The 24,746-nt window shown below is 71.0% G+C and carries 22 protein-coding genes; 10 read left to right on the top strand and 12 right to left on the bottom strand.

Annotated features, from left to right (window positions below; all coding sequences use genetic code 11):
* Positions 1–11 precede the first annotated feature (11 nt).
* Positions 12–1,622, top strand: coding sequence for a fatty-acid--CoA ligase FadD8 (gene fadD8 / locus ACYU8V_RS03490; RefSeq protein ID WP_460845185.1), 1,611 nt, complete (start codon positions 12–14; stop codon positions 1,620–1,622).
* Positions 1,623–1,643: 21 nt separating this feature from the next.
* On the opposite strand, the gene ACYU8V_RS03495 is transcribed toward fadD8, so the two are convergent.
* Positions 1,644–2,426 (bottom strand): crotonase/enoyl-CoA hydratase family protein, encoded by a 783-nt coding sequence (locus ACYU8V_RS03495; protein ID WP_460845187.1) that lies wholly within the window; start codon positions 2,424–2,426, stop codon positions 1,644–1,646.
* A gap of 47 nt (positions 2,427–2,473) precedes the next feature.
* Here ACYU8V_RS03495 and ACYU8V_RS03500 point away from each other — a divergent pair, with 47 nt between their 5' ends.
* The gene (locus ACYU8V_RS03500) at positions 2,474–4,105 is read left to right on the top strand and encodes an acyl-CoA synthetase (RefSeq protein WP_460845188.1); all 1,632 of its coding nucleotides are present in this window, start codon (positions 2,474–2,476) and stop codon (positions 4,103–4,105) included.
* Entirely contained in the window at positions 4,105–5,208 is a 1,104-nt protein-coding gene (locus tag ACYU8V_RS03505) for an NAD(P)H-dependent flavin oxidoreductase (protein ID WP_460845191.1), read from the top strand. The genes ACYU8V_RS03500 and ACYU8V_RS03505 overlap by 1 nt, the downstream gene beginning before the upstream one ends.
* On the opposite strand, the gene ACYU8V_RS03510 is transcribed toward ACYU8V_RS03505, so the two are convergent.
* The 3 genes from ACYU8V_RS03510 to ACYU8V_RS03520 are packed head-to-tail and all read right to left on the bottom strand — an operon-like array spanning position 5,209 to position 8,450.
* Positions 5,209–6,057, bottom strand: coding sequence for a transglutaminase family protein (locus ACYU8V_RS03510; RefSeq protein ID WP_460845192.1), 849 nt, complete (start codon positions 6,055–6,057; stop codon positions 5,209–5,211).
* 10 nt (positions 6,058–6,067) lie between these two features.
* Positions 6,068–6,988 (bottom strand): alpha-E domain-containing protein, encoded by a 921-nt coding sequence (locus ACYU8V_RS03515; protein ID WP_460845194.1) that lies wholly within the window; start codon positions 6,986–6,988, stop codon positions 6,068–6,070.
* A gap of 1 nt (position 6,989) precedes the next feature.
* Positions 6,990–8,450 (bottom strand): circularly permuted type 2 ATP-grasp protein, encoded by a 1,461-nt coding sequence (locus ACYU8V_RS03520; RefSeq protein ID WP_460845196.1) that lies wholly within the window; start codon positions 8,448–8,450, stop codon positions 6,990–6,992.
* Positions 8,451–8,527: 77 nt separating this feature from the next.
* On the opposite strand from ACYU8V_RS03520, the gene ACYU8V_RS03525 reads away from it, so the two are divergent.
* Entirely contained in the window at positions 8,528–9,181 is a 654-nt protein-coding gene (locus tag ACYU8V_RS03525) for an SDR family oxidoreductase (RefSeq protein WP_460845199.1), read from the top strand.
* Between the two features lie 3 nt (positions 9,182–9,184).
* On the top strand, positions 9,185–10,105 hold the full coding sequence (locus ACYU8V_RS03530) for an MBL fold metallo-hydrolase (RefSeq protein WP_460845200.1): 921 nt from the start codon (positions 9,185–9,187) through the stop codon (positions 10,103–10,105).
* Here ACYU8V_RS03530 and ACYU8V_RS03535 read toward each other — a convergent pair whose 3' ends face one another.
* From ACYU8V_RS03535 to ACYU8V_RS03545, 3 genes are read right to left on the bottom strand one after another with little or no spacing between them, the layout of a single operon-like run.
* On the bottom strand, positions 10,106–11,563 hold the full coding sequence (locus ACYU8V_RS03535; protein WP_460845201.1) for an AMP-binding protein: 1,458 nt from the start codon (positions 11,561–11,563) through the stop codon (positions 10,106–10,108).
* Positions 11,560–12,567, bottom strand: coding sequence for an acyl-CoA dehydrogenase family protein (locus ACYU8V_RS03540; RefSeq protein WP_460845204.1), 1,008 nt, complete (start codon positions 12,565–12,567; stop codon positions 11,560–11,562). The genes ACYU8V_RS03535 and ACYU8V_RS03540 overlap by 4 nt, the downstream gene beginning before the upstream one ends.
* A gap of 15 nt (positions 12,568–12,582) precedes the next feature.
* Complete coding sequence (locus ACYU8V_RS03545) at positions 12,583–13,755, bottom strand: acyl-CoA dehydrogenase family protein (RefSeq protein WP_460845206.1); 1,173 nt, start codon at positions 13,753–13,755, stop codon at positions 12,583–12,585.
* 37 nt (positions 13,756–13,792) lie between these two features.
* Between ACYU8V_RS03545 and ACYU8V_RS03550 the strand changes: the two genes are divergently transcribed.
* The 3 genes from ACYU8V_RS03550 to ACYU8V_RS03560 are packed head-to-tail and all read left to right on the top strand — an operon-like array spanning position 13,793 to position 16,362.
* On the top strand, positions 13,793–14,929 hold the full coding sequence (locus tag ACYU8V_RS03550) for a Rieske 2Fe-2S domain-containing protein (RefSeq protein WP_460845207.1): 1,137 nt from the start codon (positions 13,793–13,795) through the stop codon (positions 14,927–14,929).
* A gap of 10 nt (positions 14,930–14,939) precedes the next feature.
* Positions 14,940–15,242: a hypothetical protein gene (locus tag ACYU8V_RS03555; RefSeq protein WP_460845208.1), complete on the top strand. Its 303-nt coding sequence runs from the start codon at positions 14,940–14,942 to the stop codon at positions 15,240–15,242.
* A gap of 19 nt (positions 15,243–15,261) precedes the next feature.
* Complete coding sequence (locus tag ACYU8V_RS03560; protein ID WP_460845209.1) at positions 15,262–16,362, top strand: 2Fe-2S iron-sulfur cluster-binding protein; 1,101 nt, start codon at positions 15,262–15,264, stop codon at positions 16,360–16,362.
* Between the two features lie 35 nt (positions 16,363–16,397).
* On the opposite strand, the gene ACYU8V_RS03565 is transcribed toward ACYU8V_RS03560, so the two are convergent.
* Entirely contained in the window at positions 16,398–18,695 is a 2,298-nt protein-coding gene (locus tag ACYU8V_RS03565; protein WP_460845210.1) for a M4 family metallopeptidase, read from the bottom strand.
* 243 nt (positions 18,696–18,938) lie between these two features.
* On the opposite strand from ACYU8V_RS03565, the gene ACYU8V_RS03570 reads away from it, so the two are divergent.
* Positions 18,939–20,672: an MFS transporter gene (locus ACYU8V_RS03570; protein WP_460845211.1), complete on the top strand. Its 1,734-nt coding sequence runs from the start codon at positions 18,939–18,941 to the stop codon at positions 20,670–20,672.
* Here ACYU8V_RS03570 and ACYU8V_RS03575 read toward each other — a convergent pair whose 3' ends face one another.
* Positions 20,673–21,473 (bottom strand): hypothetical protein, encoded by an 801-nt coding sequence (locus tag ACYU8V_RS03575; RefSeq protein WP_460845214.1) that lies wholly within the window; start codon positions 21,471–21,473, stop codon positions 20,673–20,675.
* A complete protein-coding gene (locus ACYU8V_RS03580; RefSeq protein ID WP_460845215.1) occupies positions 21,473–22,378 on the bottom strand; it encodes an ABC transporter ATP-binding protein in 906 nt (301 codons plus the stop codon). Before ACYU8V_RS03580 ends, ACYU8V_RS03575 begins: the two co-directional genes overlap by 1 nt.
* Before the next feature lie 83 nt (positions 22,379–22,461).
* On the opposite strand from ACYU8V_RS03580, the gene ACYU8V_RS03585 reads away from it, so the two are divergent.
* Positions 22,462–23,349, top strand: coding sequence for a catalase (locus ACYU8V_RS03585; protein ID WP_460845216.1), 888 nt, complete (start codon positions 22,462–22,464; stop codon positions 23,347–23,349).
* Between the two features lie 9 nt (positions 23,350–23,358).
* Here the strand turns inward: ACYU8V_RS03585 and ACYU8V_RS03590 are convergent, their stop codons facing one another.
* Entirely contained in the window at positions 23,359–24,036 is a 678-nt protein-coding gene (locus ACYU8V_RS03590) for an MBL fold metallo-hydrolase (RefSeq protein WP_460845668.1), read from the bottom strand.
* On the bottom strand, positions 24,033–24,710 hold the full coding sequence (locus tag ACYU8V_RS03595; protein ID WP_460845217.1) for a maleylpyruvate isomerase family mycothiol-dependent enzyme: 678 nt from the start codon (positions 24,708–24,710) through the stop codon (positions 24,033–24,035). The genes ACYU8V_RS03590 and ACYU8V_RS03595 overlap by 4 nt, the downstream gene beginning before the upstream one ends.
* Positions 24,711–24,746: the final 36 nt, after the last annotated feature.

The following is a 24,746-nucleotide window of genomic DNA, read 5'->3' on the forward strand; positions in this document are numbered from 1 at the left end:
ACTGTTGGGGCATGACAGATCTGCTCCGCATCGGATCGCACAACGGCCACCTGATGGTGGCGGCGCTCAGGAGACACCGGAACCGTCCAGTGATCCACCTGGGCGACGTCACCCTCACCGGCGGCGACGTCGCAGCGCGGATCAGCCAGTACATCCAGGCGTTCGAGTCGCTCGACGCGGGGCGGGGTGCCGCGGGGGCGCTGCTCGCGCTGAACCGGCCCGAGGTGCTGTTCATCCTCGGCGCCGGCCAGACCCAGGGCTTCCAGCGCACCTCGCTGCACCCGCTGGGCTCGGCCGACGACCACGCCTACGTCATCAACGACGCGGGCATCTCCTTCCTGGTCGTGGACCCCTACTTCGCGGACCGGGCGGTCGAGCTGCTCGACAAGTGCCCCGGCCTCAAGCAGGTGCTCACCATCGGGCCGGTGCCGGACGTGCTGGCGGGGACGGGCGCGGTGTGCCGCGACCTCACCGAGGTGGCGGCGACCTTCGCGCCCGTGCGACTCGAGGCCGCGACGCTCGAGCCGGACCACATCACCTCGATCACCTACACCGGCGGCACCACCGGCAAGCCCAAGGGCGTCGTCGGGACGGTCCGTGCCTTCTCGACCATGGCGCAGATCCAGATGGCGGAGTGGGAGTGGCCGGCGGAGCCGCGCTTCCTGATGTGCACGCCGTTGTCGCACGCGGGCGCGGCGTTCTTCGTGCCGGTGGTGATCAAGGGCGGCACCCTGTTCGTCTCGGCGCGCTTCGACCCGGCGGAGGTGCTCCGCACCATCGAGGAGAAGCGGATCAACTCGCTGATGGTCGTGCCGACGATGCTCTACGCGCTGATGGACCACCCCGACTCGCGGACCCGCGACCTGTCCTCGCTCGAGACCGTCTACTACGGCGCCTCGGCGATCAACCCGGTCCGGCTCAAGGAGGCGATCGAGCGGTTCGGGCCGATCTTCGCCCAGTACTACGGCCAGTCCGAGGCGCCGATGGTCATCTCCTACTTCCCGAAGGGCGAGCACGTCGACGCCTCCGGTACGCCGATCGAGGGTCGCCTGACGTCGTGCGGCCGCCCGTCGGCGTACCTCCGGACCGCGCTGCTGGGCGCCGACGGTGAGCCGGTGGCCCCGGGGGAGCCGGGGGAGATCTGCGTGGCCGGTCCGCTGCTGTCCGCGGGCTACTGGAACCTGCCCGAGGCCACGGCGGAGACGTTCCGCGACGACGGCTGGATGCACACCGGCGACGTCGCCCGCGAGGACGAGGACGGCTTCTGGTACATCGTCGACCGCACCAAGGACATGATCGTCACCGGCGGCTTCAACGTCTTCCCGCGCGAGGTCGAGGACGTCGTGGCCGAGCATCCCGCCGTCGCGCAGGTCGGTGTCATCGGCACGCCGCACGAGAAGTTCGGCGAGGCCGTGACCGCCGTCGTGGTCCTCCGCGAGGGCGCGACGCTGACCGATGACGTCATCGCGGAGATCAAGGCGATGGTCAAGGAGCGCAAGGGGTCGGTGCAGGTCCCGAAAGACATCATCGCCGTCGACGCGCTGCCGCTGACCGGGCTCGGCAAGCCGGACAAGAAGGCGCTGCGAGCTCGGTTCTGGAGCGGGGAGCGCTCGGTCGGGTAGGCGTGGCCAAGCACCCGCCGGCTACCGCCCCTGGAACTCCGGCTTCCGCTTCTCCAGGAACGCCCGCGGACCCTCCTTGGCGTCGGCCGAGGAGAAGACCGCGGCGCCGACGCGCGCGTCGTCCTTCCAGCAGTCCTCCTCGTGCTTGCCCTCGGAGTCGCGCATCGTCTTGAGGATGGCCTGGACGGCGAGGGGGCCGTTGGCGGCGACCATGTCGGCGAGCTCGTGCGCCTTGGCCAGCGCCTCGCCGTCCGGTACGACGTGGCCGATCAGGCCGAGCTCCTTCGCCTCCTGGGCCCCGAGCGTGCGGCCGGTCAGCAGCAGCTCGGCGGCCACCGTGTACGGGATCTGCCGGGGGAGCCGGACGGCCGAGCCGCCCATCGGGTAGAGCGACCAGCGGGCCTCGGCGACGCCGAACTTCGCGGACTCGCCGGCGACCCGGATGTCGGTGCCCTGGAGGATCTCGGTCCCTCCGGCGATCGCGGGGCCCTCGACAGCGGCGATCAGCGGCTTGGTGAGGCGGAAGCCCTTGAGCAGCCCCTTGATCACCGACGGGTCGAACGCGCCGGACTCGAAGGCGTCCGAGGGGGGCGCCTCGTCGGCCTTCTTCAGGTCCATGCCCGCGCAGAAGTAGCCGCCGGCGCCGGTCAGGATGCACACCCGGATCTCCGGATCGGAGTTCACCCGGTCCCAGGCCGACTCCATGATGCGCAGCATCTCCGAGGACAGCGCGTTGCGGCGCTCGGGACGGTTCATCGTGACGACCAGCTTGTGGCCGTCCTGCTCGACGAGGCAATCGGTCATGGGTGTCACGCTAGCGAAAAACTGGAACGTGTTCTAGTCTCGGAGGTGTGGCCCTGAACATCGCCGATCTCTTCGAGCACGCCGTCGACGCCGTTCCCGAGAAGCCCGCCGTGCAGGTGGGCGACCGCGTCATCACCTTCGCCGAGCTCGAGTCCGAGTCCAACAAGCTCGCCCACTTCCTCGCCTCACGGGGCATCGGGAAGGGCGACCACGTCGGGCTCTACGCCAAGAACAGCATCGAGCACGTGATCGCCCTGCTCGCGGTCCTCAAGGTGCGCGCGGTGGCGATCAACGTCAACTACCGGTACGTCGCCGGCGAGCTGGAGTACCTCTTCGACAACGCCGACCTCGTGGGGCTGGTGCACGACCGCGTCTACGCGCCCCTGGTCGCCGAGGTGGCGCCGAGGATCCCCGGGCTGGACACCATCATCGCCGTACCGAACCCGCTGGAGCCCGACGACGCCTCCGACATCGGCTCCTACGGCGGAGTGCTGCTCGAGGACGCCCTCGCCGGCCAGTCCGACGCCCGCGACTTCGGCGCGCGCAGTCCCGACGACATCCACATCATCTACACCGGCGGCACCACCGGCTTCCCCAAGGGCGTCATGTGGCGCCACGAGGACTTCTGGCGGGTGCTCGGCGGCGGCATCGACTTCATGACCGGCGACCTCCTCGACGAGTACGACCAGTCCAAGAAGGCCCTCCAGGACAGCCTGATCACGCTCCCGCTCAGCCCGCTGATGCACGGCGGCGCGCAGGCCAGCCTGCTGATGCACCTGTTCGCGGGCCAGGTCACCATCCTGGAGCCGAAGTTCGACCCGGTGCGCACCTGGGAGCTGGTCGACAAGCACGGCATCCAGATGCTGTTCATGACCGGCGACGCGATGGCGGTGCCGCTCATCGACGCCTACGAGGCGGGCGGCTTCGACGGCCAGACCCTGTTCGCGATCGCGAGCAGCGCGGCGATCTTCTCCAAGTCGGTCAAGGAGCGCTGGATGAAGGCGTTCCCCAACGCCGTCTTCACCGACTCGGTGGGCTCCTCGGAGACCGGCTTCCAGGGCACCGGGCTGCAGGACGCGAGCGCGCTGTCGACCGACGGTCCGGTGGTCTCGATCCCGAGGACCACGGTGATCATCGACGACGACAACCGGATCCTCGACCCCGCCACCGACATCGGCAAGGTCGGCCGCACCGCCCGCTCGGGCAACGTCCCGGTCGGCTACTACAAGGACCCCGAGAAGTCGGCGAAGACCTTCATCGAGATCGACGGCGTGCGCTACGCGATCCCCGGCGACAACGCCCGGATCGAGGAGGGCAACCGGCTCACCCTGCTCGGCCGGGGCTCGAACTGCATCAACACCGGCGGCGAGAAGGTCTACCCCGAGGAGGTCGAGCAGGCGATCAAGGCCCACCCCGGTGTGTACGACGCGCTCGTGGTCGGCCTGCCCGACGACAAGTACGGCCAGAGCGTGGCTGCCGTCGTCCAGCCCCGTGAGGGAGCGACCGTCGAGCTGGGCGGGCTGCGGGACTTCCTGCGCGCCCACCTGTCGGGCTACAAGCTCCCACGGTCGCTGACGATCGTGGAGGAGATCCCGCGCAACGCCACCGGCAAGGCGCAGTACCCGCGGGCCAAGGAGCTCGCGCTGACCGACCGGACCAAGCTGGGAGAGAACGACTGATGCGCACCGACCTGTGCGATGTCTTCGGCATCGAGTACCCGATCTTCGCCTTCACCCCCTCCGAGCACGTCGCGGCCGCGGTGTCGCGCGCGGGCGGGCTGGGCGTCCTCGGCTGCGTCCGGTTCAACGACCCCGACGAGCTCGACCGGACCCTGACCTGGATGGACGAGAACACCGACGGCAAGCCGTACGGCGTCGATGTGGTCATGCCGATGAAGGTGCCCACCGAGGGCACCTCGACCGACCTGTCGGCGTACATCCCGGAGGACGCGAGGAAGTGGGTCGACGAGACCCTGCTCAAGCTCGGGGTGCCGCCGCTGCCGGAGGGCGAGGGTCGCGAGGGCGTCCTCGGCTGGCTGCACTCGATGGCGCGCTCGCACGTCGACGTCGCGCTGCAGCACCGCCCGGTGCTCATCGCCAACGCCCTCGGCACCCCGCCGACCGACGTGATCAAGGAGTGTCAGGCGGCCGGCCTGAAGGTCGCGGCCCTGGCCGGCGCCCCCAAGCACGCGCAGAGCCATGTCGCCAACGGCGTCGACATCATCATCGCCCAGGGCTACGAGGCCGGCGGCCACACCGGTGAGATCGCCTCGATGGTCCTCACCCCCGACATCGTCGACGCGGTCGGCCCGGACGTGCCGGTGCTCGGTGCGGGCGGCATCGGCTCCGGCCGGCAGATCGCCGCGTCGCTGGCGCTCGGCGCCGCGGGCGTCTGGACGGGCTCGATCTGGCTAGGCACCGAGGAGTACCGCAACCTCGCCTCCAACCAGGGCTGGGAGACCGCGTTCCTGCGCGCCACGTCCTCCGACACCGTCCGGACCCGCATCTACACCGGCAAGCCGGCCCGCCTGCTCAAGACCAAGTGGACCGAGGCCTGGAACGAGGAGGGCGCGCCCGCTCCGCTGCCGATGCCGCTGCAGAACCTCCTCGTCGCCGATGCCCACAACCGGATCAACGCCTCCGGCGACCCCGACGTCATCTCCATGCCGGTCGGCCAGATCGTCGGCCGGATGAACGAGGTCCGCCCGGTGGCCGAGGTCGTCGCCGACCTGGTCGCGGAGTTCCAGGCCACCGTCAAGCGGCTCGACGACATCGCGGGCTAGCTAGGCGAGCCGGGTGATCTGGACGTCGACGAACATCTGCGACGTCCCGGCACCGGTGTAGATGCCGCTGAGCGGGCGGACGTCGGAGTAGTCGCGACCGGTCGCGACCATGACGTGCCGCTCGCCGGGCGGCTCGTCGTTGGTCGGGTCGTACGCATGCCAGGCACCGTCCCACCACTCCACCCACGAGTGCGACTCGCCGTGGGCAGGCTCGCCGACGACCGGGTCGAGCACCGGGAGGACGTAGCCCGAGACGTACCGGGCCGGCAGCCCGACCTCCCGCAGCGCTCCGACGACGAGGTGGGCGATGTCCTGGCACACGCCGGAGCGTTGCTCCCAGGCCGACGCCGCCTCCGCATGCACGTCGGTGGAGCCGGGGACGTACTCGACCTCGGCCTTGACGAGCCGGCAGACGGCGAGCGCGACCTCGGACGGCGTCGCGCCCCCGTCGACCAGCGCGCGGGTCTGCGCGGCGAGGTCGGCCGGGGGCCGCACCCGGTCGGTGACCGTCAGGGACTCGGTCACCTCGTCGGGCAGGGGTCCGTCGACGAGCTCGGCCCACGACAGCCCGGACGGTGCCGGGGCCTCGTCGCGCGGGGCCTCGGTCCGCACCAGGCAGGTCGCCGTGACCGTGAGCTCGCGGTGCGGAGCGAGCACCTCGAACGCGGTCACCATGGAGCCCCAGTAGTCCCGGTAGGTCTGCGTCCACGGATGGGGCGAGACATCCACCTTGGTGTGGCTGACGGTCTGCCGGGCGGAGGTCTGCGGGGTCATCCGGGCCTCGTTGTACGACGCACTCACCTCGGCGTCGTACGAGAAGCCGGTGACGTGCACGATCTTCAGCTGCATGGGGTGCTCCTCATCGCGTGCCGTGCCATTCCAGCGCCTCCGAGCCGGAGAAGAAGTGCCGGGTGATCGCGTCGGTGGCCTGCGCGCACGCGAGCTGGAACTGGTCCATCGCGAGGGGCAGGTCGGTGAGCAGGTCGCTGATGGTCCGGTACTCCAGCTCGGAGCGTGCGCGCCCGAGCACGCGTCGCGCGTCGGTCTCCGAGCCGTCGCGGTGCGTGACGATCTCGAGGTTCGCCAGGCAGCGCTCGGCGCGGTCGATCGCGTAGGACACCGAGCCGGGGAACAGCTTGTCCAGCAGCAGGAACTCCACGACCTCGCGGTCGGTCTCCAGCCCGCGGCGCGACCGCAGGAACGCCTCGTGCGCGCCGCACGCCCGCAGCGTCGTGGTCCACGCGTGGCCGGGGGACAGCGCGGCGCTCGCGATCAGCCGGGCGGTCATGTCCGCACGCTCGATGGACTTGCCGAGCATCAGGAACTGCCAGCCCTCGTCGCGGGTCATCGTCGCGTCGGCCGTCCCGCTGATCAGCGCGGCCTGGTCCCGCACCCATCGCAGCCCGCGCGAGGTCTGCATGGCGCTGAACGAGCCGGAGGCGACCGTCCGGTACGTCGTGTTGATGGTGACCCACAGCGGCTCGGACAGGGTCTCGCGCGCCCGCCGAGCGCTCTCCCGCGCGCCGAGCAGGCTCGCGGCGATCGACTCCGAGGACGAGGGGTCGTGGGCCAGCAGGTCGATCAGCCGCGCCACCGTCAGGTCACCGGGCGGGGCCTCGACGCCCATGATCGACAGCACCGCGCCGCACGTGGTGGGCACGCTGACGCCCGGGTCCTCCAGCATCAGCTGCGTCTGCACGTCGAGGATGCGCGCGGTGTCGTCGGCGCGCTCGACGTACCTCCCGATCCAGAACAGCGACTCCGCGATCCGACTCAGCACGTCACGCCTCCTGGATCTGCTCGTGGCCCGGGTCGGCGAGGACCCAGGTGTCCTTGGACCCGCCGCCGCGCGACGAGTTGACGATGAGCTCGCCCTCCGGCAGCGCGACCCGGGTCAGGCCGCCCGGGAGGACCCACACCTTCTCCCCGTCGTTGACCGCGAACGGGCGGAGGTCGACGTGCCGCGGGCGCATCGCGCCGTCGGCGTACGTCGGGACCGTCGACAGGCCCACGACCGGCTGCGCGATCCAGGCGCGGGGCTGGCGCAGGATCTTCGCGCGCAGCTCGTCGAGCTCGGCCGCCGTGGCCGCGGGCCCGATCACGATGCCCTTCCCGCCCGACCCGTCGACCGGCTTGAGCACGAGCTCGTCGAGCCGGTCCAGCACCTCCTCGCGCGCCTCCGCATCGCCCATCCGCCAGGTGTCGACGTTGGGGAGCAGCGGCTCCTCGCGCAGGTAGTAGCGGATCAGGTCCGGGACGTAGGTGTAGATCAGCTTGTCGTCGGCGATGCCGTTGCCGATCGCGTTCGCGAGGGTGACGTTGCCGCCGCGGGCCGCGTTCACCAGTCCGGCGCAGCCGAGCATCGAGTCCGCGCGGAACTGCACCGGGTCCAGGAACTCGTCGTCCACCCGGCGGTAGATCACGTGGACCGGCTGCAGGCCGCGGGTGCTGCGCATGAGCACCCGTCCCTGGCGGCACTCGAGGTCGCGACCCTCGACGAGCTCGACGCCCATCGTGCGCGCCAGCAGCGCGTGCTCAAAGTAGGCGCTGTTGTAGACGCCGGGGGTGAGGACGACGACCGTCGGGTCGCTGACGCCGGCCGGCGCCGCCGCACGCAGGGCTGCGAGCAGGCGCTTGGGGTAGTCGGCCACGGGGCGGATCCGGTGCGCGGACATCGCCTCGGGCAGCACCGACCCGATCGCGCGCCGGTTGGTCATCACGTAGGACACACCGGACGGCACCCGGACGTTGTCCTCGAGCACCCGGAACCGGCCGTCCTCGTCACGGATCAGGTCGATGCCGGCGACGTGGCAGCGCACGCCGTTCGCCGGGTCGATCCCGGCCGCCTCGCGGTGGAAGGCGCCCGAGGAGATGACGATGCTGCGCGGCACGACGCCGTCGGCGAAGACCTGGCCGGCGCCGTACGCATCGACGAGGAAGGCCTCGAGCGCCCGGACCCGCTGCTGGACGCCCGCGTCGATCGTCGACCACGCGTCGGCGCTGATGATGCGCGGCAGGATGTCGATCGGGAACGCGCGCTCCTCGCCGCCGATGTCGAAGGTGACGCCCTGGTCGAGGTACGACGACGCGAGGGTGTCGATGCGTGCCCGCAGGTCGTTGCGGTCGAGCGCGTCGAGGGAGGTGCGCAGCGTCCGGTACTCGTCGCGGACGGCCGTCCCGTCGTACATCTCGTCGTACGCCGTCGCCCCGACCTTCGGCACCCACTCGACCTGCGCTTCCATGGCCGCACTCTAGGCACAGGTCGTGACGGGATGGTTTCGCGCACGTATCGCTGGCGGCGTGTCACTACATTGGCGACATGACGCGCAACGTGCTGATCGCTGGAGCCGGCCCGGGTGTGAGCGGCTCGCTCGCCCGCCTGTACGCCGCCGAGGGCGCCTCCCTCGCCCTCATCGGTGCCGACGCGGGGGTCCTCGAGACCCTCGCCGAGCAGGTGGTGGAGGCCGGCGGTCGCGCGACCACGGCGCTGATCGACCTGACCGACGAGGCGGCGACCCGCGCCGGCGTCACGTCCCTCGCCGAGGAGCTCGGCTCGGTCGACGTGGCGCACTTCAACCCGTCGGCGTACACCGAGAAGGGCCCGCTCGACCTGACGGTCGACGAACTGCTCGCCGACGTACGTCTCGGGGTGGGGGCGCTGCTGCCGTTCGTGCAGGCCGCCCGCCCGTTCATGTCCGCCGGCGCGCGGATCACGGTCACCGGCAGCATGGCCGCCGACAAGCCGTGGTTCGGCGCCTGCTCGCTCGGCGTGCAGAAGGCCGGCATCCAGAACCTGGTGCGCAGCCTCGACGGGGCGCTGAAGGACGACGGCATCCGCGCGGTGTCGGTGACGGTGCGCGGGCTGTTGAAGAAGGAGGGCCCCTTCGCCCCCGACAACGTGGCCGCCGCGCTGCGGGCGGCGATCGACCAGCCCGTGGACGCCTGGCAGGCCGAGATCGCGTACACGGGCTGAGCCGTGCGCTGGAAGCTCGGTCGCCCCGACATCTCGGCGTACGCCGATCGCTTCGACGTGCCCGCCGCGGGAGACGGGCTCGGCGTGACGTTCCTGGGTGTCGCCACGCTGCTGTTCGACGACGGGGAGTCGGCGCTGATGACCGACGCGTTCTTCTCGCGACCTCCGCTGCCGTGGGTGCTGCTCGGGAGGATCGCGCCGGACGAGGAGCGGATCAGCGGCTGCCTGGCGCGGGCGGGCGTCCAGGAGCTGGAGGCCGTCGTCCCGGTCCACGCCCACTACGACCACGCCCTCGACTCGGCGGTGGTCGCCGAGCGGACGGGCGGCGTCCTCGTCGGAGGTACGTCGGCGGCCAACGTCGGTCGCGGGGCCGGGCTGGCCGAGGACCGGATCGTGGTGGCGACGCCGGGCACGCCGATGACGTACGGCGCCTACACGCTGACCCTGGTCGAGTCGCACCACTGCCCGCCGGACCGCTTCCCGGGCACGATCGACGCGCCCGTCGTACCCCCGGTCCGCACGGCGGCGTACCGCTGCGGCGAGGCGTGGTCGATCCTCGTGGCCCACGCGTCCGGGCGGACCGTCCTGGTGCAGGGGAGCGCCGGCTTCGTGCCGGGTGCGCTCTCCGGCATGGCCGCCGACGTGGTCTACCTCGGCGTCGGGCAGCTCGGCGTACAGGACGAGGACTACCTGCGCACCTACTGGGCCGAGACCGTCGAGACCGTGGGCGCGCGCCGGGTCGTGCTGATCCACTGGGACGACTTCTTCCGGCCGCTCGACCAGCCCCTGCGTGCCGTGCCGTACGCCGGCGACGACCTGGACGTCACGATGCGGGTGCTCGGCGGGCTCGCGGAGGCGCAGGGCGTGGCGCTGCACCTGCCGACCGTGTGGCGGCGCGAGGATCCCTGGGCCGGCCTGGCCTGATCAGCGGGTCCAGGTCGACCCGAGCTCGGGGTCGAGGTCGCGCAGCTGCCGCTTGAGCACCTTGTTGGTCGCGGTCCGGGGCAGGTCCTCGAGGAGGCGTACGACGCGCGGCCAGGCCTTCGGGGACAGGTCGGGCTGCTCGCCGAGGAACGCCCACAGGTCGTCCGCGGTGAGCGGACCGCGGAGGACCAGCGCGCAGGCGACCAGGTCGCCGACGTGGTCGGGCAGGGCGTAGACCGCCGCCTCGCCGATCGCGGGATGGCGCAGCAGGATCCGCTCGATCGGCGCGGTGGCCATGTTCTCGCCGTCGACGCGGAGCCAGTCGCCGGAGCGCCCGGCGAAGTGGATCCAGCCGTCGGCGTCGCGGTAGGCCAGGTCGCCCGACCAGTACATCCCGCCCCGCATCCGCTCCGCCTCGGCGTCGGGGTCGTTGTAATAGCCGGCGAAGGCTCCGGCGCCGGTCGTGTTGACCAGCTCGCCGATCTCGCCGTCGGCCGTCTCCTCGCCGGTCTCCGGGTCGAGCACCTTGACGCCCTCGAGCGGCCTGCCCAGGGCACCGGCCGGCATGCCGGGCTGCCGCTGCACGATGACGGCGTTCTCGGTGGAGGAGTAGGAGTCGACGACCGTGCAGCCGAACCGCTGCGCGAACTCCGCGATGTCGCCCTCGTTGGCCTCGTTGCCGAACACGATCCGGAGCGGGTTGTCCGCGTCGTCGGGCCGCTCCGGGGTCGCCAGGATGTAGGTCAGCGGCTTCCCCACGTAGTTCGCGTACGTCGCCCCGAAGTCGCGGACGTCGGGCAGGAACCCGCTCGCCGAGAACGGCGCCACCGCGAACGCCGCGCCCGTCGTGAGGGCCGGCGCCCAGCCGGCCATCACCGCGTTGGAGTGGAACATCGGCATCGACAGGTAGTGCACGTCGTCGGCGCTCAGCCCGAGGCGTCCGACCAGGTGCGTGCCCGGGCCGGTGACCTTCTCGTGGGTGACCCGCACCGCCTTCGGCGTACCGCTGGTGCCGCTGGTGAAGATCAGCATGAACAGCGAGTCCGCCGACACGACCCCACGCGAGTTCAGGCTTGTGGTCAGCCCAATCCCTGGTTTCGGTCGACCAGAGATGGCAACTCGGCTGAGGTCGGGGGAGTCGACGACGAGCTGGCAGTCGGCCTTGGCGATGTCGGCGTCGAGAGCCGCGCCCCGGCGGGTCGGGTTGAGGCCGACGAGCACGTGCCCGCCGAGGCCGGCGGCCGCGAGGTGCAGCGCGAAGGCAGGGCCGTTGGGCAGGAGCACGCCGATGTGCGGCGGGAGACCGGGGTCCAGCCGTGACTCGAGATCGGTGGCGAGGTGGGCCGCCGCGCCGACGTACTCACGCCAGGAGAGGGTGCGGACCGAGCCCTCCTCCCGCCAGAGCAGCGCCGGGCGGTCGTCGTCCGCGCGGGCGAGGAGGAGGTCGCGGACCGTCATGCCGCGAAGGTGCGGCCGATCCTCAGCGCCTGCTCGGTGGCACCGCCGAACAGGAACTCGAAGCGCTTCGGCGCGGTGAAGTAGCGGTGCGCCTCGCCGTCCAGGTCGATGCCGACGCCACCGTGGACGTGCGCGGTGGTGTGCGCCAGTCGGTGGCCGGCGTCGGCCGCCCAGAGCTTGGCCACAGCGACCTCGGTCGCCGCGGGCAGCCCCTCGGACAGCCGCCAGACCGCCTGCCACAGCGTGAGCCGCTGCGCCAGCACATCGATGAACCCGTCGGCCAGCCGCTGCGAGACGGCCTGGAAGGTGCCGATCGGGCGGCCGAACTGCTCGCGGGTCTTGGCGTACTCGGCCGTCAGCCGCAGCGCGCCCTCGGTCACCCCGAGCTGCTCGGCAGCGGAGAGCGCCACCAGCAGCTCGCCGAAGCGCGTGGCGTCCCCGACCGGCTCGCCGGCCGCGCCGTCGAAGGTGATCAGGGCCGCACGGTCGCCGTCGCTGGTCCGCTGCGCCTCACGCTGTACGCCGGGACCCGCCGGGTCGACCAGGTAGACCGCCGGGCCGTCGGGGCCGGTCGCAGTGACCAGCAGCGCGTCGGCCGACATCCCCGCCCGCACCACGGTCTTGGTGCCGGTGAGCCGGCCGTCAGCATCGGCCGTCACCGCCGGTTCGGCCGGCAGGTGCGCGCGCTCCTCGGCGACCGCGGCCGCGTAGAGGCCGGCGTCGGCCGGGCGTCCGGCCTGCGTCAGCAGCGCCAGGCAGGCGACGTGCGTGGCGAGCGGCACGGGGGCGACGTACCGGCCCACCTCGACGAGCACCCGCGCCGTGGTGATCAGGTCCAGGTCGGCCCAGTCGAAGGCGTCGCCGAGCGTCGCCCACAGCTCACGGTCGAAGCGGTCGCCCGCGGCCTCGACGGCCTTGAGCCGCTCGTTGGTCGTCTTGTCCTTGAGGATGGACGCCGCCAGCTCGGCGGCCTCGTCCTGCTCGGGGGTGAAGATGAAGTCCACGGTGTCTCCTCGCGGCTATCGCTTGGCGGCGGGCAGGCCGAGGCCGACGTACCCGATGATGTCGCGCTGGATCTCGTTGGTGCCGCCGCCGAAGGTCATCACCAGCGACGAGCGGTGCATCCGCTCGAGGCGCCCGGCGAGGACGGCTCCGGGGGAGTCGGCGGTGACTCCGGCGTGCGGGCCGACGATCTCCATCAGCGAGCGGTAGACCTCGGTGGCCAGCTCCGAGCCGTAGATCTTGGTGGCCGACGCCTCGGCGGGGGAGAGCGCGACACCGTGGTCCGCGTCGGCGGCGAGCTTCCAGTTGATGAGCGAGAGCGCCTCGACGCGGGCGTGCGCCCGGCCGAGCGCGATCTGCACCCATTCCCTCTCGATCTCGCCGGTCTCGCGCGCCCACGCCTTGACCAGGCCGAGCGAGTGCACCAGGGGGGCCGCGGAGGTGAGCGCGACCCGCTCGTGGTTGAGCTGGTTGGTCATCAGCGCCCAGCCGCCGCCACGCTCGGAGACGAGGTTCGAGGCCGGGACGCGCACGCCGGAGTAGTACGTCGCCGACGTACCGACCCCGGCCACGGTGTGCACCGGGGTGTACGACACGCCCGGAGCGTCGGCCGGGACCAGGATCATCGACAGGCCCTTGTGTCGCGGCGCCTCCTCAGTCCGGCAGGCCAGCCAGATCCAGTCGGCGTACTGGATGAGCGAGGTCCACATCTTCTGACCGTTGATCACCCACTCGCCCGCGGCCTCGTCGAGCACGGCCTTGGTCTGCAGCGACGCGAGGTCGGTGCCGGAGCCGGGCTCGGAGTAGCCGATGGAGAAGTGCAGGTCGCCGGCCAGGATCCGGGGCAGGAAGTACTCCTTCTGCTCCTCGGTGCCGAACCGCATGATCGTCGGACCGACCGTGTTGAGCGTCAGGTACGGGATCGGTACGCCGGCCACGGCCGCCGCGTCGGTGAAGATCAGCTGCTCCACCATCGAGCGGGCCTGGCCGCCGAACTCCTTGGGCCAGCCGATGCCCAGCCAGCCGTCGGAGCCGATCTGGCGGATGACGCTCTTGTAGACGCCGGCCTCCCCGAACTCGCCGGTCGCGGACGCCAGTCCGGCCCGGATCTCGGGGGTCACGAGCTGGGCGAAGTAGTCGCGCAGCTCCTCTTGGAGGGCCTTCTGCTGAGGCTCGAGATCGAGGTGCACGTTGTAAGACTAGCGCCAAAACTGTAACGTGTTCTACATGAGTGACACCCGAATGCTGGACCAGGGGACCACGCCGATCCGCTTCGCGCGCGGCTGGCACTGCCTCGGTCTCGCCAGCGACTTCGCGGACGGCAGGCCGCACGCGATCCACGGCTTCGGCACCAAGCTCGTGGTGTGGGCGGACAGCAAGGGCGAGCTCAACGTGCTCGACGGCTACTGCCGGCACATGGGCGGTGACCTCACCCAGGGCGAGGTCAAGGGGGACAACGTCGCCTGCCCGTTCCACGACTGGCGCTGGGGCGGCGACGGCAAGTGCAAGGAGATCCCGTACGCCCGACGGGTGCCGCTGCGCGCCCGCACGCACCGCTACGAGACCGCGGTCGTCAACGGCCAGCTGATGATCTGGAACGACCCCGAGGGCTCGGCCGCCGACCGCGACATCCTGCCGCCGGAGCTGCCCGAGGTGCTGACCGACAAGTACACGCCGTGGTCGTGGCACACCAAGGAGATCAACGGCTCACACTGCCGCGAGCTGATCGACAACGTCGCGGACATGGCGCACTTCTACTACGTGCACTTCGCGTTCCCGACCAGCTTCCGCAACATCTTCGAGGGCCACACCGCGACCCAGTTCATGGAGTCGAAGGGTCGCCCGGACACGATGGGCGGTGGGTACGGCGACGAGAACTCGACGCTCAAGTCGATCGCCACGTACTACGGACCGTCGTACATGATCAACTGGCTCACGGTCGACTACAAGGGCTTCATCACCGAGGTCATCCTCATCAACTGCCACATCCCGACCGGCCCGGACTCCTTCCTGCTCCAGTACGGCATCACCGTGCAGAAGCCCGAGGGGCTCGACGAGAAGACCTGCGCCTACATCGCCGAGCGCTACACCGAGTCCTTCGGCGACGGCTTCCTGCAGGACGTCGCGATCTGGGAGAACAAGGTCGCCGTGCAGAACCCGCTGCTGTGCGAGGAGGACGGTCCCGTCTACCAGTTGCGCCGCTGGTACGAGCAGTTCTACGTCGACGTCGCCGACATCAAGCCGGAGATGACCGACCGCTTCGAGTTCGAGGTCGACACCACCCGTGCCAACGAGTACTGGCACGCCGAGGTGGCCGAGAACCTGGCGAGGCGCGACCGGGCCGAAGCGCCTGCCGAGGCCTAGCGGGATCCCGATGGCCTCCTTCGAGCCCCGCGACCTCGCGACCCTGGCGGAGCAGAGGCGCTACACGAGCGAGGGTCTGGCGGAGATGGGCTGCGACGCGTGTGCCGCCCGGGTCCTCGTGCGCAAGAACAGCGAGCAGCACACCGCCATCCAGTGGACTTTACAATCGCTTGCTTCGTGTAAAGTGTTCGCCGAGCGGGACCTGTCCCGCGGGCGGCCGGACGTGCACCGGTCCTGCCCGAACCTGATGGCCAGCATCGACGCCGCCGTTCGCGATGGCGAGCTCACCGTCGGCGTGGCCGACGGCTACTGAGAGGAACCAGGTAACGCAGGTGGACATCGAGTCCTTCGTGCTGGACGTCGTGGGAGTGGTCGAGGAGACCGCCGACGCGATGTCCATCAGCTTCGCCGTGCCCGCGGGCGCGGAGGAGAAGTTCGCCTACCGGCCGGGCCAGTTCCTGACCCTCGCCGTCCCGTCGGACCAGACCGGGATCGCGGCCCGTTGCTACTCGCTGTCCAGCAGCCCGCACGACGGCGGCCCGCTGACGGTGACCGTGAAGCGCACCGCCGACGGCTACGCCTCGAACTGGATCTGCGACAACCTCGACGTCGGCGCCACCATGCGGGTCCTGCCGCCGTCCGGCATCTTCACGCCCGCCTCGCTCGACGAGGACCTGCTGCTGTTCGGCGGCGGCTCGGGGGTGACCCCGGTGATGTCGATCATCCGCACCGCACTCGCCGAGGGCACCGGGCGGATCGTGCTGTTCTACGCCAACCGCGACGAGCGCTCGGTGATCTTCGCCGAGGAGCTGCGCGAGCTGGCCGCGGCGAACCCCGACCGGCTGCAGGTCACGCACTGGCTGGAGTCGGTGCAGGGCATCCCGACCCTCGAGCAGATCCGCGCGTTCGTGGCGCCGTACCTGACCTACGACGTGTTCGCCTGCGGGCCGGCGCCGTTCATGAAGGCCGTCATGGACGTGACCAAGGAGGCGGGGCTGCCGCGCAGCCGGCGCCACCAGGAGAAGTTCGTGTCGCTGGGCGGGAACCCGTTCGGCGACATCGAGGAGGTGCGTCGCGCCGAGTCGGAGATCGACGACGCCGACAGCCTCGACGGCGAGGCCGCGGACGCTCCCGAGGAGCCCGAGGGTCCCGTCGGACCGGTCAAGGTCGAGGTCGAGCTGGACGGCGAGGAGTTCGCGTACGACGACTGGGACCCCCGCACCAAGCTCCTCGACTTCCTGGAGGGCAAGGGCGTGAAGGCCCCGTTCTCGTGCCGCGCGGGCGAGTGCTCGGCGTGTGCGGTGCGGCTCATCGAGGGCGACCTGCGGATGGACCACAACGACGTGCTCGACAAGGACGACCTCGAGGACGGCATCCGGCTGGGCTGCCAGGCCCACCCGCTGACCGACACCGTGAAGGTCAGCTACAACTGACCCCCACGGTGCCGGCCGGCCTGATCAGCCGGTGATCAGCTGGTGGTGAGGGCGGTGTCGTCCACCACGAAGCTGGTCTGCAGCGAGGAGTCCTCGCTCATCGAGAACTTCAGGGTCACCGACGAGCCGACGTAGGACGACAGGTCGATGGTCTTCTGCACCCAGGTGCTGTTGGCGTCGAGGTTGGAGTACGACGCCAGCGTGGTCGTGGTGCCGCCGCTGGTCACCTGCACCTTGGCCGTGTCGTACTTGGTCGTGGTCGTCGTCTCCGAGGTGTCGACCCGGATCCAGTAGGTCAGCGTCGCGTGGGCGGCGCTGGACGGGATCGTGACCGTCTGCGACTCGTTCTCGGAGGCGGTGGTGCCGTTGCCGCCGAGCCACATCTTCCAGGTGCCGCTGTGCGCGGGCCGGCCGGTGTCGTTGGTGATCGGGCCGCTGGTGCCGGTCCAGCTCACCGCGCCGGACTCGAAGCCCGGGTTGAGGAGCAGCTGGCTGCCGCCCCCGCCGCCGGTGCCGCTGACGGTCCAGGTGAACGAGGTCGAGCCGGTCGCACCGGTGGTGTCCTTCGCGGTGACGGTCACCGTCGAGGTGGCGGCCGTGGTCGGCGTACCGGAGATGAGGCCGGTGCTGGCGTTGATCGACTCGCCGGCCGGGAGGCCCGTCGCGGACCAGGTCAGCGTCTGGCCGGCCTGCGAGTCGGTGGCGGTCATCTGCAGGCTCTTGGCCGTGCCGACGGTGCCCGTCTGGTTGCCCGGGTTGGAGACCGTGACCGTGTTGGTGCCGGTGGTGCAGGTCGGGTCGGCGGTCTGCGCCGGGACGCTGACGGCGTTCCACGCCGCCTTGACCGTGTTGAACTCCGTGCAGCTGCCGGGGAAGAGGTTCTTCGCCGCGGTCAGCGTCCAGGTCCGGTACTTCAGGTACGACGCCGACGAGGTCTTCATCTGCATCGCGCCGTACATGATCTGCTCGGCCTTCTTGATGCCGAGGCCGGTGACCGAGGTGCTGTTGCAGGTCGGGCTGGTCGGCTGGCCGTTGGTCGGGCTGGTGCCCTCGGCGACCAGGTAGAACCAGTGGTTGCCCGGACCCGCGGCCGCGTGGACCTCCTCGGTCGGGGTCTGGGAGGAGTAGCAGTTGTCGTCGCCGGCCTTGGACGGGTCGTACATGTAGCGGATCGGGCCGCTGCCGACGAGGTTGACCTCCTCGCCCACGGTGAAGTCGGGGGTGTCGTAGCCGGCCGGCTCGTTGGCGTACCACTCGGTCGCCGCGCCGAACGTGTCCGCCACGAACTCCTGCGTCCCGTTGCCGGAGATGCCGCCGGGGGTGTGGTCGTCGACGCCGTGGCCCTGCTCGTGGCCGAGCACGTCCAGGGTCGGGATCCAGTCGCCGGCCTGGTTGTGGCCGATCTGCACCTGGGTGCCGTCGTAGTAGGCGTTGACGTCGTTCAGGCCGATCCGGATCGGCCAGCCGTGGCCGGCGCCGTCGAGGCCGTTGCGGCCGTCCCAGTCCGCGAGCATCGCGTTCTCGGTCTTCTCGATGAACAGCGCGTCGACGCAGCCGGTCTCCTTGTTGGAGGCCACGCCGTTGCCCCAGCTGTCGTCGGCGCCCGTGAAGGTCTTGTTGGTGGACGCGTCCTGGCAGGTGATCGCGTTGCTCGGGTCGGTCATCGAGTAGGTGCTGCCCGACTGGGTGGTCGGGATGGTGAGCGGGTTCGGGCCGTCGTACGCGCCCGTGCCGGTGCCGTCCATGACGTGCTCGACGGTGTGGATCACCTTGCCGGTGTGCGCGTCGACGTACACGGTCAGCCGGGAGGCCTCGCCGTTGCGGACCCCACGGACCGTGGTGGCCCAGGCGAGCTTGGAGGTGCGCTGCTGGACCACGACCAGCTGCGTACCCGGCTCGACCTGTGCCCGCGAGACCTGCCGTGCGGAGGTACGACGCGCCGCCGCGCTGGCGATCGACGGCGTGATCGAGGTGAGGCTGGTCGTGCGGCCCTGGGCGACGTTCACGCTGATGACCTGGCCGTGCGCGTCGGTCACGACGGTGAAGTCGCCGCCGACGACCGGGAGGCCGCGGTAGGTGCGCGTGTACGGGACGACCTGCATGCCGGCCGTGGTGGTGAGCACGCGGTGCGCGATCAGCCGCTCCCGGGCGTTCGCGTGGACCACGCCGGGACGGCTGCGGACGAGTCGCGCAGCGGTCGCGGCGGCCTTGGTCGGGTCGGGCCGGGTCGCCTGGTGACCGGCCGCGGCGTTCGCGTTGGCGAACACCGGGGTCGAGGCCAGGGCTGCCGTGACCAGAGCCGAGGTGACGGCTCCGGCAAGGACTTTTCTCATGGGTATCCTCATTGCGTCGATGACTCCGATCGGGAGTCGGCGATTGTGGCGTGGCTCGGCGCCAGGGAGACAGAACTTCCGGTCGCCGGCCGTTCCGCAGACTTTCGCTCCGCGTGATGACGCGTCAACGAGCAAGATCTTCAGTTTCCTGCAGTGCAGATTTCGGTGGATCCGGGGTGAGCGTCGTACCGGTGGGCGGGACGCGCCCGAGTTGGTTCGCGATGGCAACTAAGTTGGTGGTTCGTGAGCAAGCGGACCGACGTCGACAGCCCCCGCTACCGCTGGGTCGCGCTGTCGAACACCACGCTCGGGATCCTGATCAGCACCATCAACTCCTCGATCGTGCTCATCTCGCTGCCGGCGATCTTCAAGGGCATCCACGTCGATCCGCTCGGCGCGGGCAACGTCAGCTACCTGCTGTGGATGATCATGGGCTTCCTGGTCGTCTCGGCCGTGCTCGTGGTGATGCTGGGCCGGCTCGGCGACATGTTCGGTCGGGTGAAGATCTACAACCTCGGCTTCGTGGTGTTCACGATCGCCTCGATCCTGCTCTCCCTGGACCCGTTCCACGGCGGCGCCGGCGCGATGTGGCTGATCGTCGGCCGGGTCGTGCAGGGCGTCGGCGGATCGATGCTGTTCGCCAACTCGACGGCGATCCTCACCGACGCCTTCCCGGCCGAGCAGCGCGGCATGGCGCTCGGCATCAACAACGTCGCCGCGGTCGCCGGGTCGTTCCTGGGGCTGGTGATCGGCGGCGTGCTCTCGGAGATCGACTGGCGCCTGGTCTTCTGGGTGTCGGTGCCGATCGGAGTGCTGGGCACGATCTGGTCCTACCTGTCCCTCCACGAGACGGGCGTACGCCGCCGGGGCAGCCTCGACCTGCCCGGCAACCTGTCCTTCGCGGCCGGCCTGACCGCCATCCTCGTGGCGATCACCTACGGCATCCAGCCCTACGGATCGCACACGATGGGATGGACGAACCCGTGGGTGCTGGGCGGCCTGATCGGCGGGGTGCTGGTGCTCGGCCTGTTCTGCTGGATCGAGACCCGCGTCCCGGACCCGATGTTCGCGATGTCGCTCTTCCGGGTGCGGCCGTTCTGGGCGGGCAACCTGGCCGGGCTGCTGTCCTCGATCGCGCGCGGCGGGATGCAGTTCATGCTGATCATCTGGCTGCAGGGCATCTGGCTGCCGCTGCACGGCTACTCGTACGAGTCGACGCCGCTGTGGGCGGGCATCTACATGCTGCCGCTGACGGCCGGCTTCCTCGTGGCGGGCCCGATCTCCGGCGTACTGTCCGACCGGTTCGGTGCGCGGGGCTTCGCGACCGGCGGCATGGTCCTGGTCGCGCTGACCTTCGTGGGCTTCCTGCTGGTCCCGGTGGACTTCCCCTACTGGCTCTTCGCGCTGATCCTGCTCGTCAACGGCCTCGCCTCGGGGCTGTTCGCGGCGCCCAACGTGTCCGCGATCATGAACGCGGTGCCCGCCCACCAGCGCGGTGCGGCGTCGGGGATGCGCGGCACGTTCTTCAACGCGGGCTCGTCGCTGTCCATCGGCGTGTTCTTCTCGCTGATGATCGCGGGCCTGGCGGCCAAGCTGCCGACCACGCTCACGGGCGGGCTCGAGGCGCACGGCGTCGCGGCTCCCGCGGCCAGCGCCGCGGGGCAGCTGCCACCGGTCGCGTCGCTGTTCGCGTCGTTCCTCGGCTTCAACCCGATCGACACGATCCTCGCTCAGATCCGCTCCGCCGGGGTCTCGCTCGGCACACCGGACATGGGCACGCTCACCGGCAAGGAGTTCTTCCCGCAGCTGATGTCGGCGCCGTTCCACCACGGCCTCGTCGTGGTGTTCGCCTCGGCCGCGGCGATGTGCCTGCTCGCAGCAGCCGCGTCCTGGCTCGCCGGCGGGAAGTTCGTGCACGCCGAGGAGCCGGTGGTCGGGGAGGTCGCCGCGAACCAGGCGCTGCCCGAGGAGGACTGACTACACGTCCCTTCTGAGCAGCACGAGCAGTCCGATCGCGAGCGAGCCGACGGCGTACCCGGTCAGCACGGCGATGCCCATGCCGGTCGAGAGAGCGCCGGTCAGGGCGCCGAGGAGCTGGGAGATCAGCGACTCCGCGATCGACAGCGGCAGGTACTTCACGATGTGCGACTGCCACGATGCCGGCAGCGCCTGCGCGATCAGCGGCAGGACCAGCACGATCCCGAACAGGGTGGCGATCGCGCCGCCGGTGCTGCGCACGGCGAAGCCGAGGCCCAGCCCCATGACGCCGACCACCGTCAGGTAGAACGCCCCGCCGATCACCGCGCGGAGCGCCCCCGGGTGCCCGATCGAGACGCCGAGGTGCCAGGTGGACAGCACTGCCTGCCCGGCGAAGAACGCCACGAAGCAGAGCACCAGCGCCACCGTGAACGTCACCACGGCGAACACGGCGGTCTTCGCGAGCAAGACGGGGAAGCGCCGCGGGACGGCGGTCATCGTGGCGCGGATGGACCCCGTGGCGTACTCGCCCGTCACGAACAGGACGCCGACCACGCCGAAGGCGAGCTGGGCCGGCATCAGGCCGTGCAGCGAGAACGCGACAGGGTCGAAGCCGAGCTCGAACCCGTGCTGGTGGATGTCCCGGCCCCGCAGCCAGGCGATGAGGACGCCGAGGCCGTCGGCGACGAGCAGCGCCACGGCGTACGTGATCCAGGTCGATCGCAGGGAGCGGAACTTGACCCACTCGGCGCGCAGCACGCGGGTGAACGTGACCCGGGGGACGACGGTCGTGGAGGCCATCACGCGACCCCGACGTAGTCGACGGCGTCGCGGGTCAGCGACATGAACGCCTCCTCGAGCGTCGCCGCGTGAGGGGTGAGTACGCCGAGCGCGATCCCCGCATCCAGCGCGACCTGTCCGATCGCGGTGCTCGGCATGCCCGCCACCTCCAGCCCGCCGCCGCTGCGCCGGGACACGGTGACCCGGTCCGAGCCGAGGAGGGTCGCAAGGCGATCGTCGTCCGCGCTCTCGACGTGCACGCGGTCCTGCGCCGCGCGGCTGATGAGGTCGGCGACTGACGAGTCCGCGATCAGTCGGCCCTTGCCGACCACGATCAGGTGGTCCGCGGTGAGTGCCATCTCGCTCATCAGGTGGGAGGAGACGAAGACGGTCCGCCCCTCGGCGGCGAGCCGCTTGAGCAGGGTGCGCACCCAGAGCACGCCCTCCGGGTCCAGCCCGTTGACCGGCTCGTCGAGCAGCAGGGTGGCCGGATCGCCGAGGAGGGCCGAGGCGATGCCGAGGCGCTGCCCCATGCCGAGGGAGTAGCCGCCCGCGCGCTTCCTCGCGACCCCCTCGAGGCCGACGATGCCCAGGACCTCGTCGACCCGCGCCGTCGGGATGCCGTGGGTGGCCGCCAGGGCCAGCAGGTGGTTGCGGGCGCTGCGGCCGTCGTGCACGGCCTTGGCCTCCAGCAGGGCGCCCACCTCCTGCAGCGGCGCGACGTGGTCGCGGTAGCGCCTGCCGTTGACCATGGCGCGGCCGGCGCTGGGCGCGTCGAGGTCGAGGAGCAGCCGCATGGTCGTCGACTTGCCCGCGCCGTTGGGGCCGAGGAAGCCGGTGACCAGCCCCGGTCTCACGGTGAACGAGAGGTCGTCGACCGCCGTCTTGTCGCCGTAGGTCTTGGTCAGACCGAACGCCTCGATCACAGCCCACCTCCGCCGGGCCTCCGAGCGGCGGCCTCGGACCGAATCTATGCCCGCGCGCCAACCGGCCGCGCTATCTTGCGCGGGTGAGCGACCCGACGCCGGCATCAGCCATCGACCGCATCCGCGCAGCGTTCAAGACCGGCTCGGGCCGGCATCGGACCCTGCACGCCAAGGGCTCGTTCTACGCGGGCACCTTCGCCGCGAGCCCGCGGGCCGGCGAGCTCTGCCGGGCGCTGCACCTGTCGGGCGAGGCGGTCCCGGTGCTGGTGCGCTGGTCCAACGGCGGCGGCGACCCGTCGGTCCCCGACAAGGCGCCGGACGTGCGCGGGATGGCGGTGAAGTTCCAGCTGCCCGACGGCACCGCGACCGACCTGCTCGGGCAGACGGCCCCGCGCTTCGTCGTACGGACCCCGGAGGCGTTCATCGAGTTCGTCGAGGCGGCCCAGTCGCCGGCGAGGCTGCCGCTCTTCCTGCTCCGGCACCGCGACGCCGTCGGACCGCTGGTCGCCAATGCGAAGGCCAAGGCGATCGCCGCGCCCTCGTCGTACGCCGACCCCACGTACTACCCGGTCCACGCCTACCGCTGGCTCGCCGCGGACGGCTCCGCCGTGTGGGTGCGCTACGTGCTGCGGCCGACGTCGTCGCCGTTCGGCGGCAGCTTCAGCGGCCCCGACCGGCTCGGCGAGGAGATGGCCGCCCGCCTGGCGGCGGGCCCGGTGACCTTCGTCCTCGAGGTCTCCGTGGCGTCCGCCGGGGACGACCCGCACGACCCCATGTCGGTGTGGAAGCCCGCGGAGACCTTCGACGCCGGCACCCTCACCATCACCTCGGTCGCCCCGGACCCGGAGGCGGACGGGGGAGTCACGGTCTTCGACCCGACCCGGGTCGTGGACGGCATCGAGCTCTCCGACGACCCGATCCTGCGCTACCGGCCGCTGGCCTATTCGGAGTCGATCAACCGCCGCGCCTGAGGCGGGCCGTCACCAGCCCCGCTCGCGCCACTCCGGCAGACTCGCCCGCTCGTTGCCCAGGACGCCGTCGGACCCGTGGCCCGGGTAGAACCAGGTGTCGTCCGGGAACTGCCCGAAGATCTTGGCCTCGACGTCGTCGATGAGGATCGCGAAGGCCGCAGCGTCGCCGAAGGTCGCGCCGACGCCCCCGGGGAACAGGGAGTCGCCGGTGAACAGGTGCCAGGTGCCGCCCGAGTCGCGGTCGTCGTACGCGATGACGATGGAGCCCGGGGTGTGGCCGGTGATCCGCACGACCTCGAGCCGGCAGTCGCCGAGCATGATGTGGTCGCCGTCGCCGACGCGGCGGGTGACCTCCACGCCGGTCTGGTCGGTGATCGCGTCGGCGTCCGGCTCGCCCGCGATGACCCGGGCTCCGGTCGCCTCCACGACGGCGGCGAGCGCGCGGTGGTGGTCCCAGTGCTGGTGGGTGGTGACGACGGTGCCGAGGCCGCCGTCGCCGATGACCGCGAGGAGCCGCTCGGCGTCGTCGGCCGCGTCGATGAGCAGCTGCTCGCCGGTGGTCGTGCACCGCAGCAGGTAGGCGTTGTTCGCCATCTTCGGGTCGACCGCCACCTTGGTGATGGTCAGGTGCGCGAGCTCGCGCACGTCCTCCGGTCCGCCCGGCTTCACGTCGCCCGAGTAGGTCATCGCCATGCCCCCAGGGTAGGCAGCGGCCGAGTCGAGGTGAGGGCCGACCCGTCACCGCGGCCGAGCAGCCACCAGGCAAGGTCTCCGGCAAGCCCGGCCACGCCATGGCCGCCGCCGCCCACCAACACGGTCCGATCGAGGTCACGGGCGTGCAGGGTGAGCGAGACCTGGTCGCCGCGGTCCTCCGCCGTCTGCTCCAGGACGTACGCCGCGAACGCGGCCGGCCAGTCGCTCGGGGTGTACCCGAGCCCGAGGTCGGCCCGGTGGATCTCCACCTCGCGCCACCGTGCGCCGACCACCGTCGGTGCGTCCATCCACGGACCTCCGGGGACCCGCTCCACGGTCACTCCCGCCTTCATCAGCCGCAGCTCGCCGGCGAGTCGCAGCGAGGCCATCTGGTTGAGCATGCGCAGCTCGTCCGCGGTCCCGGAGGATCGCTGCTCGATCTCGGCGGTGCGCTCCTCCTGGGAGTCGTAGACCGTCGTCGGCTCACCGGTGCGCGCCCCGCGGAGGGCGCGAGCGAGGCCGTGGGCGTTCAGCGCGACGTGCGCCACGACGTGCCCACGGGTCCAGCCGGGCAGCGTGCTCGGCTCGCGCAGCTGGTCGTCGGTGATGTCGTCCAGCGCGGTCAGGTAGCGGTCGGTCGCATCCAGGACTGCCTCGATGGGGTTCACCGGACCATCATCCCCACTCGCGAATCAGGCGATGTC

It is taken from the genome of Nocardioides ultimimeridianus (genome assembly GCF_054777895.1).